Genomic DNA, 1,229 nt, shown 5'->3' with positions numbered 1-1,229 from the left:
GGGAGCATGTCACTTTTGCAATAAGTATTTATACTTGTGCAGTTTTTGGCGGTCTACCAATTAAGCCATTTAAGTAAGCACATCGATGAGCCAATACCTGCCCAATATGTTCTGATTTCCAACTTGCTCCAGATATTTTAATTCTTCTACCTATTTGCTTAATTCCTGATTCTACTGCCCCAGAACCAATCGAACAGATGTCATTTCTCTGGAAAACTTCGTAATTAATAATTCTTTCTTTATGCTTTTCTAAATACTTACAAAAATTAACTGCTGGCTTTTTCTTCAATTGTATGAATAGTGCTATTGCACTTTTTACATTTCCTTGCCATAAGTATGTTTCGGCTTGCTTCAATCGCTTAATTGAACCCCCCACCTTCTGAAGATTTTCATTCAAATGATACCAATCTAGAATTTCTCTTCTGTCCTGTTGACAACTAATTTCTTTAAATATATTCCATACACCATCATGTCCATCAGCTAGACAAGTTACTGGTTTGGCTAGTGGTTGTTTATTTGCCCAATCAATAATGATGTCATTTCGATCGAAGCTGGCTACTATGCCTGCTTCCGACACAATTGCTTTATAGTCTTTCCACTCAGATTTTTCTCCGAATGGTGTTATCAATCGTGCTTTTCCACCGTCTGCACTTAACTCGGTAATATCTGCTGTTGCGTAAGGCTGCTCAAATTTTTGATAATGTACTAATCTTTGTTGTGTCTTGGCTGGAACCGTAATCCCTGTTATATATTCAATATCTTTGGCTGCATGTTGATATGCAACATTAGCACTCAGTCTTAAACAACAGTTTTCTAAATGTGGACTCAATCTACTCCCGCTCCCACACCCTAGTTTATCTGCTTGCTTTTGGGTGATGCTTAAATCACCTAATGTACTTTTTAATTTCTTTACCCTTCCTGCTTTTGTGCCACTAGCTGAGTAGATAAAAAAATTCCGATTTGCGGTGTCACATGAGTTAACACCTTATCTTTAACCGTGAGCTCGATATCTTCTAATGTTTTCAAAGATTCCGGGTCACAATCAGCATACAGAATTGCCGAAATAGCTTCTACATGTGTTTGAATCGCCTGTTGCTCTTCGTCCGTCATAGTTCAATCGCCATTAATTAAGACATCATTATTATCGCCGATTTTGCCCAAAAATAGCTCAAAACCTCTGCCCTAGTATTTTTGGGTATTTATACTCATTGCAAAAGTGACACGCTCCC

General features: G+C 37.8%; 1 protein-coding gene. It reads right to left on the bottom strand.

Features of this window, described 5'->3' with window-relative positions:
- Nucleotides 1–28 precede the first annotated feature (28 nt).
- A protein-coding gene (locus QUA88_RS29405) for an ISKra4 family transposase (protein ID WP_333056051.1) occupies nucleotides 29–1,110 on the bottom strand; the annotation gives its coding sequence in 2 pieces (ribosomal slippage) (nucleotides 29–954 and nucleotides 954–1,110; 1,083 coding nt in all).
- Between the last annotated feature and the right edge of the window lie 119 nt (nucleotides 1,111–1,229).

The sequence above is a fragment of the Microcoleus sp. D3_18_C2 genome (assembly GCF_036702395.1).
Taxonomy (GTDB): Bacteria; Cyanobacteriota; Cyanobacteriia; order Cyanobacteriales; family Microcoleaceae; genus Microcoleus.
Note: the sequence above shows the minus strand (reverse complement) of the source record. Positions and strands in the feature narration are given on the sequence as shown.